This window comes from Candidatus Cloacimonadota bacterium (assembly GCA_020532355.1).
Classification (GTDB): domain Bacteria; phylum Cloacimonadota; class Cloacimonadia; order Cloacimonadales; family Cloacimonadaceae; genus UBA5456.
On sequence record JAJBBD010000309.1, the window covers coordinates 1 to 5985 of the forward strand.

Consider the following 5985-nt stretch of genomic DNA (forward strand, 5'->3'; position numbering starts at 1 on the left):
AATCCAGCACATTTCTTAGTTCCGTTTGAAGAATATGAATCAATTATTTCTGCGGACCAGGTGTTTTGTCTATTCACTGACAAAGTATACGACTATCTTTTTTTTGGTATGCCCTTATTTAATGTCCCCTAGTAAACACACAGATAAAAAGATTAAAGGTTTTGTCTATTATAAGCTGTCTCAATTAATTAAAGAATGTTTTGCTTCTTTTGTAAGGCAACGAAAACATTTTTATGAAGGCCTTTGGTACGAATCTCAACAATTAACCATTCTTCTTTAACCCTTAAAAAACGGGGGGTGCGTAATAAAATATTACTTAACATAAGATAATCATTAGAAAAAAATAATAAATAATTATTGAATAAATTCTATTAATTTTAAAGAGGGGAGAAATTATGTTATTTAAGTTTGAGAATCTAGGACCTTTACGATGTGCTGAACTTAAACTTTCTGATCTTACTATAATTTGTGGAAAGAATAATACTGGGAAAACATATGTTACTTATACAATTTATGGTTTTCTTGATTATTGGTGGAAGGCTTATGAGCTGGATTTAGAATCTTCTATTATTACAAATTTGATAGAGAAAGGAACTATTTCATTGTCTACTATAGAGTTATCAAATAAAGCCCAATCATATGTTGATAAAGCCTGCGAACATTATAGCCCAATGATACGGGAATGGTCTTTGTAATTCATCAACTATTTCTGAATTCATAGGACCCCAATAATTCTCGTACAATCCATACACAATTTCATTGGGAATCCAATTACCACTTGAACCCTGGTATTGAAATCTCGAGTATATCTGCCAGTTGCGCTTATCATCTACATCATCATACAGTTTCCATAAAGTGTCCTCTGGGTGATAAATGTTTTCAGAATACAAGAATTCACCGGGTATTGATTCAATTTCTGGGTTCTGGATAAACTCAACCCGAGCACCAAGCCCAGACGTTGCCTGCGAGTATGAGTTTACTTCATCCTCGACATCAAAAACTCGAGATCCGTCGAAATAAAGGACTATTACATACTTTAACCGGGAAGTCCAGCTTAAATCATAATACTTAATAAATTGCACCTAATGCAGTGTTAAGGGAATCAACAGCTGCGTTTCCAGTAATAACGACACCATCTTGAATTTTGGGGTTAAGGCTATTAGGAAACTCAATTACTATTGAGCCAGAGCTGAATTCCCCAGAAACCCCGTTAAGTAAAACAAATGCCTGCACGCACATGATCAATATCATGATGTACTTCATGATAATCTTCTTCTTAGTGTATTGCTATGAATCTAACTGGTTTAATCCCTTTATGATTGCGGAATATCGCAATATATACACCTGCACTTAGAGCTTCGCCGTTATGATTATGTAAGTCCCATTGACCGCTGCCGTCCGAGTCCAGTTTTACCGTACTCACTCTCTGGCCTCTAATGTTATAGATATCCAATTCCATAGGATGTTTTATCGAAGCCTTGAATTTAATAACATCCTTCACGTTTACAGGATTGGGATATACCGATAGAGTGAATACGGGGGGAGTTGCGGTTTCATCAACATTTGAAACTGATAACTCTACATTAAATGTAAATATTATATTATTGTCTATGAAATACAACTTGTCATCATAGGAGAATGACATGCTATTTGATGGGATATACGCATGAGGAGCGGGAAAAGTAAATGTATGTGAGACAGGAAAATCTAGTGTGCATAAAGCACTGAGATAAATAGATTCCGCCAGCCTCACCGAGATTACTACGATGTTATCATTAATGCCATTGATATTAGGCTTTAGATAGCCAAAGCAAAACCAATCGCTTGGTACCGGATTAGATTCCAGCGGGCTGAAGTTCATATACAGATATGTCTGATCTTCAAAATAATCATAATATGACCTAAGAATTCTATCATCGCCAAACCTAACAAATCTGGCACTACCCTCGTTTAGTGACCCTGGGGCTGGAACAACGTAATAATGCAAAGAGTCGGGTGAAGGGAAATGACACTCTAAATATGCTTCATCATATATTATACCAGGATTATGGATATAGAACCTCTCATTTACAAAGTTGAAATCATGATTAAATGACACTCCAATAGTACTTACACCAAACCATGGATCTGTTATTGTTTTAGTAAATTGATAAATCCCTTGAGAGTCATATATGATCCATGTTTCAGGGACTGTATTGTACCCCATCCTAGAGTCCTTTACATACATAAAATGACCATCTGGCATAGAATATACTCTCTTATCCTGTAATGGACTACATTGATAAGCTACTCCATCCAGAAGCTTTTGACTTGTGTTACTTATAAAATTGTAATAAACAAGGCTGTCTTCCAGGGCAAAGACGAAGGAATTCTCCGACACAATGTCAATACGGTCATGCCCATTGAAGTCAGAACCCAATGTTATCTCATCTATGATCCTAAACTCTAACACATTAGCATCCATGCGTAGTATTACTAATCCCTGCGGGTTGTAACTATCTGGATACTGATACACACTATAGAATTTCCCAAACCTTTGAGTGCTGAATTCATGCTGGCATTCCCCCTGGATTCCTGTAACATTGCCAATTTGCACTACATCTGTAAGTGTATTTGTTTGTAAAAGATATTGAAACCCGGTCACTTGTATACTTTCGATATCGGTATTTATCTTATAGAACTGTAAATCACCGCTAGGAAGCTTCATCACCTCATCATAAGGGTATGGGATCGGAATAGAATTATCCAAAGTAATCATAACGTTAGGCTGTTGTGCATACAGCATAAATACAGTTATACATTGGAGCAATGCTAATGCCACCGCCTTTATCACTTTCATCTGAGCCTCCATTTAGTGATACCACTGCCTCAAGGTTATGTGATGCTACATCATTACTAAAGTATTACTAACCAAAGAACAATTTGTAATAATTGAACTCCCTTACCATAACTACAATTTTATATTATTCTATGCCCATATCAATGTCAAGAACTTTTTTCTTTTTCTGTCTCATCCTTGCTCATCCTGATTTGTCAGCATACAGGGTAGTGCTTTCCTGGCTCCGGATCAATAATCACATCTGGAACCAAGGAGATAGCATGACCTAAGCGTTGATGAACCGAATCAAAGCTCAGTTAGTCAGACACGAAGGTCTGCGGCTGAAACCATACCGCTGCACAGCAGGTAAACTGACCATCGGTATTGGTCGCAATCTCGATGACTGGGCTATCTCCCAGACTGAAGCTTATGTGCTCTTGGACAATGATCTCCATAACTGTGAGCAACAGCTATTGGATGAGATTCCTGAGATATACAATGGTTTGGATGAAGTCCGCAAATTGGTGCTGCTGAGCATGTGCTTCAATCTTGGCATCAAGGGACTCCTGGAGTTCAAGAACATCCTGGCATTTATCGGTGCCGGAGACTGGTAACGAGCCGCCAATGGTATGCTTGCATCCAAGTGGGCGAAAAAAGTTGGAATGAGAGCGATAGAGCTTTCTGAGCTGATGAGGAAGGGGCAGTGATTCCGATACCAGTCGAGACCGATGCTATGCTCGCCATCCTCAATCTGCCCAAGGAGCTTGGTGATAATGGCATCTTCAAGAAGCATCGGGGACTGGTAATGGAAATGATCCACACATTGGTTCTGCAGGAGCACTATGATCAGGCAACTCACGATGATCTGCCAGAAGAGAAGCCGCTTCTCGTTTCTTTTCGGTTCGGATTCTGTTTCCTGATGCTGCACAGTACTTGCGAGTTTCTCAATATGAAGACCCTGGGCGATGTAATAGTCAAGACCGTAGGATTAACCAGTCCGCCACCGAATTGCTCACAGGGAGCGAAATAGACGCCTTTAAGGCTAACCTTGAACTGAGGGCACTGACCATTCTCAACCGTTATTGGAGCTTATAAGTCCATGATCGGTATTCCCGTAGTGAGTCCCGGACTCGCGGTTGCGGCTATCGCAGCTGCGATGGCAGCTGGTATCACTAATATCGCTAAGATCAGTGCCACCAAGTTCGAGAAGAAAGCCACTGGTGGTCTCCTAACCGGATCCTCCCACAATCAGGGAAGCATCCTGATCGAGGCTGAAGGTGACGAATATGTGACCGCTAAAGATAGGATCAAAGCCCTGGGCAGGAACCTCTTTGACTTCCTTAACTTCGCCCTCTGGAACAGGTCAAGCTTGCCTTTGCGTGTATGCCTGGTCCCTCAGTGCCTATTTCCAGTAACATAGGCTCATATTATGCCGCTGATGGCACAATCTCTTCCGCAAGCGGTATGAATACCCTGATCGACCTAATTGCCTAACTGAAAGACAAAATCGTCTCCCTCAACCAAACGATGATGGACTCCAAGCCCATCATCTAAGTGATGATCGATTCACTCTCCAATGATCCGGTTAAGGTTGCGGAAATAGCCGACTCAGGCAAGATGATTAGGAGTGAGCTATGATATTACTATTGTGTTTTTAGCGATTGCTTTAGAATATGCAAAGTTGTATGAATATTCAACACCGTCCCGAAGTCCAAGTTTCGATAACTCTTCTAATGAACCGGATTGTGGTGGTGCGTTGAATGGAAAAATCTGATTAATTGAAGCACTGCCTACCGCAAATGAACCACTTACAAAGGAAACGTTGAATGTTCTTTTTGAATAATTTGCATGTTCAATGTAACCTTCAAAATGTAGATTACTGATAGTATCATATAGAGAAACATAGTGATGTTCATCGAATACAGTATTTCCCTTATCGTGCCTGTACATCTGCACTACGAACACTTTCTTTCCATCAAAACTGGATGTATGAGCAACAAGGCATTTAGAAACTTTAGCTAACAAAGATGCCGGTATTAAGCATGTTAACAACGATGGATCAAAAATCAAATATTGGTTCTCGGGGCATAGTGATTCCCAATCATTTAGCGTATAGTTTGAACTAGTTGGGTAGAATTTCATGGTTTACTCCTACTTGTTTTCTAAGATTTTCACCTCAATAAAGAAGTCAATAAATTAATTATGTTTCGTATAGATTTGATTCAAGACAAGACTGATGCTCCCGATTATAATCAAGTAAAGCGTAGTCTTGCCAATACGGCTACCAACCGAGCCATCATCAGCCTCTCTGTCTCTGCCGATAAGCTGCAGTCGGTATCCAACTACAGCAGAGAACCCAAGCGGTTGGTCTTTGAGTGCTTTCCCACTGCTTGGATAGAGGATAACATACTATCTGGAAACAGCGAGTATGAGCTTTAGATCTCCCATTTTGAGGTTAAGGTCTATTGGGATAACTCATTATTCTTTACAGACATTATAAACACATCGCAACTGTCCTTTGATGTATCATCGGGAGTGTTCAAGTCCTATCCACTCAATATGATAAGAAAGATTGATGTTTTAATAAACAATCAGATTGAATGTGATCCTACCATAATCGCAAGTCAGACAATAAATGCAAAAACCAGTTGAAATAATCGTGATATTTTCACCTGATTCATCCTCGTTTTATCAATTTGCAATCCATAATTCATAACTTGTTCCATCGATAACAATTAAGAAATCCACTTGAATAAAATCGTGATATTGCAGACCACTAAAAACGCCGATTTGAAAAAAAAATTTGATAAAATTTGAAAAAATAAGTGAGAATGTATGGAGAGTTGATAGAATAATCTGTAAAATAACTGAGAGAAGATGGTTATTGAAAGCAAGAAAGCATAATTAGCTTGACATATAAGCTACATATTGTAAGGATAAAATATAAAAATATGGAAACTGAGGAATAGTAGAGAAGAAAAATGCAGGATAACGGAATAAAGCCGATACAAAGGAAAAAAACGGGGATTGATAAAACAGAAGCCATAATTTGGTATATCTGTGTGGTTTTTATAGTTTTGGGGGCATTATTTCATATTACCAAACATCTTTATCTAGATGAGAATATGATTCCTGCTGCAATAAAGCAAGTTTATTACCAGTCAGAA

The 5985-nt window shown here is 38.8% G+C and carries 9 protein-coding genes and 1 pseudogene; 6 read left to right on the forward strand and 4 right to left on the reverse strand.

Translation table 11 applies throughout. The features are described from left to right. Nucleotides 1-395: 395 nt before the first annotated feature. On the forward strand, nucleotides 396-695 hold the full coding sequence (locus LHW48_10580; protein ID MCB5260892.1) for an ATP-binding protein: 300 nt from the start codon (nucleotides 396-398) through the stop codon (nucleotides 693-695). Here LHW48_10580 and LHW48_10585 read toward each other — a convergent pair. From LHW48_10585 to LHW48_10595, 3 genes are read right to left on the reverse strand one after another with little or no spacing between them, the layout of a single operon-like run. Continuing rightward, nucleotides 636-1082, reverse strand: coding sequence for a hypothetical protein (locus LHW48_10585; GenBank protein ID MCB5260893.1), 447 nt, complete (start codon nucleotides 1080-1082; stop codon nucleotides 636-638). The genes LHW48_10580 and LHW48_10585 overlap by 60 nt on opposite strands. Next, nucleotides 1069-1263 carry a hypothetical protein gene (locus LHW48_10590; protein ID MCB5260894.1) on the reverse strand — a complete coding sequence of 65 codons (195 nt, stop codon included), beginning with the start codon at nucleotides 1261-1263 and terminating at the stop codon, nucleotides 1069-1071. Before LHW48_10590 ends, LHW48_10585 begins: the two co-directional genes overlap by 14 nt. Before the next feature lie 13 nt (nucleotides 1264-1276). Further along, nucleotides 1277-2839, reverse strand: coding sequence for a T9SS type A sorting domain-containing protein (locus LHW48_10595; protein ID MCB5260895.1), 1563 nt, complete (start codon nucleotides 2837-2839; stop codon nucleotides 1277-1279). A 275-nt stretch (nucleotides 2840-3114) separates the two neighbouring features. Here LHW48_10595 and LHW48_10600 point away from each other — a divergent pair. The 3 genes and pseudogenes from LHW48_10600 to LHW48_10610 all read left to right on the forward strand — a co-directional run bounded on the left by LHW48_10600 (nucleotide 3115) and on the right by LHW48_10610 (nucleotide 4238). Beyond that, nucleotides 3115-3525 (forward strand): annotated as a pseudogene (locus LHW48_10600) (lysozyme). Next, nucleotides 3522-3848: a hypothetical protein gene (locus LHW48_10605; protein ID MCB5260896.1), complete on the forward strand. Its 327-nt coding sequence runs from the start codon at nucleotides 3522-3524 to the stop codon at nucleotides 3846-3848. Before LHW48_10600 ends, LHW48_10605 begins: the two are co-directional and overlap by 4 nt. A gap of 87 nt (nucleotides 3849-3935) precedes the next feature. Beyond that, nucleotides 3936-4238, forward strand: coding sequence for a hypothetical protein (locus tag LHW48_10610; GenBank protein MCB5260897.1), 303 nt, complete (start codon nucleotides 3936-3938; stop codon nucleotides 4236-4238). A gap of 212 nt (nucleotides 4239-4450) precedes the next feature. Here the strand turns inward: LHW48_10610 and LHW48_10615 are convergent, their stop codons facing one another. Then, nucleotides 4451-4960 carry a hypothetical protein gene (locus LHW48_10615; protein MCB5260898.1) on the reverse strand — a complete coding sequence of 170 codons (510 nt, stop codon included), beginning with the start codon at nucleotides 4958-4960 and terminating at the stop codon, nucleotides 4451-4453. 60 nt (nucleotides 4961-5020) lie between these two features. Here LHW48_10615 and LHW48_10620 point away from each other — a divergent pair, with 60 nt between their 5' ends. Both LHW48_10620 and LHW48_10625 read left to right on the forward strand, forming a co-directional pair. Next, nucleotides 5021-5257: a hypothetical protein gene (locus LHW48_10620; protein ID MCB5260899.1), complete on the forward strand. Its 237-nt coding sequence runs from the start codon at nucleotides 5021-5023 to the stop codon at nucleotides 5255-5257. A 542-nt stretch (nucleotides 5258-5799) separates the two neighbouring features. Continuing rightward, nucleotides 5800-5985 (forward strand): hypothetical protein (locus LHW48_10625; GenBank protein MCB5260900.1); only part of this gene is annotated, 186 nt, incomplete at its 3' end.

What these genes read in the sequence shown, in the direction of transcription:
- LHW48_10580 (MCB5260892.1), top strand. Translation starts at nt 396, where the DNA reads ATGTTATTTAAGTTTGAGAATCTAGGACCTTTACGATGTGCTGAACTT.
- LHW48_10590 (MCB5260894.1), bottom strand. Translation starts at nt 1,263, where the DNA reads ATGAAGTACATCATGATATTGATCATGTGCGTGCAGGCATTTGTTTTA.
- LHW48_10595 (MCB5260895.1), bottom strand. Translation starts at nt 2,839, where the DNA reads ATGAAAGTGATAAAGGCGGTGGCATTAGCATTGCTCCAATGTATAACT.
- LHW48_10615 (MCB5260898.1), bottom strand. Translation starts at nt 4,960, where the DNA reads ATGAAATTCTACCCAACTAGTTCAAACTATACGCTAAATGATTGGGAA.
- LHW48_10620 (MCB5260899.1), top strand. Translation starts at nt 5,021, where the DNA reads ATGTTTCGTATAGATTTGATTCAAGACAAGACTGATGCTCCCGATTAT.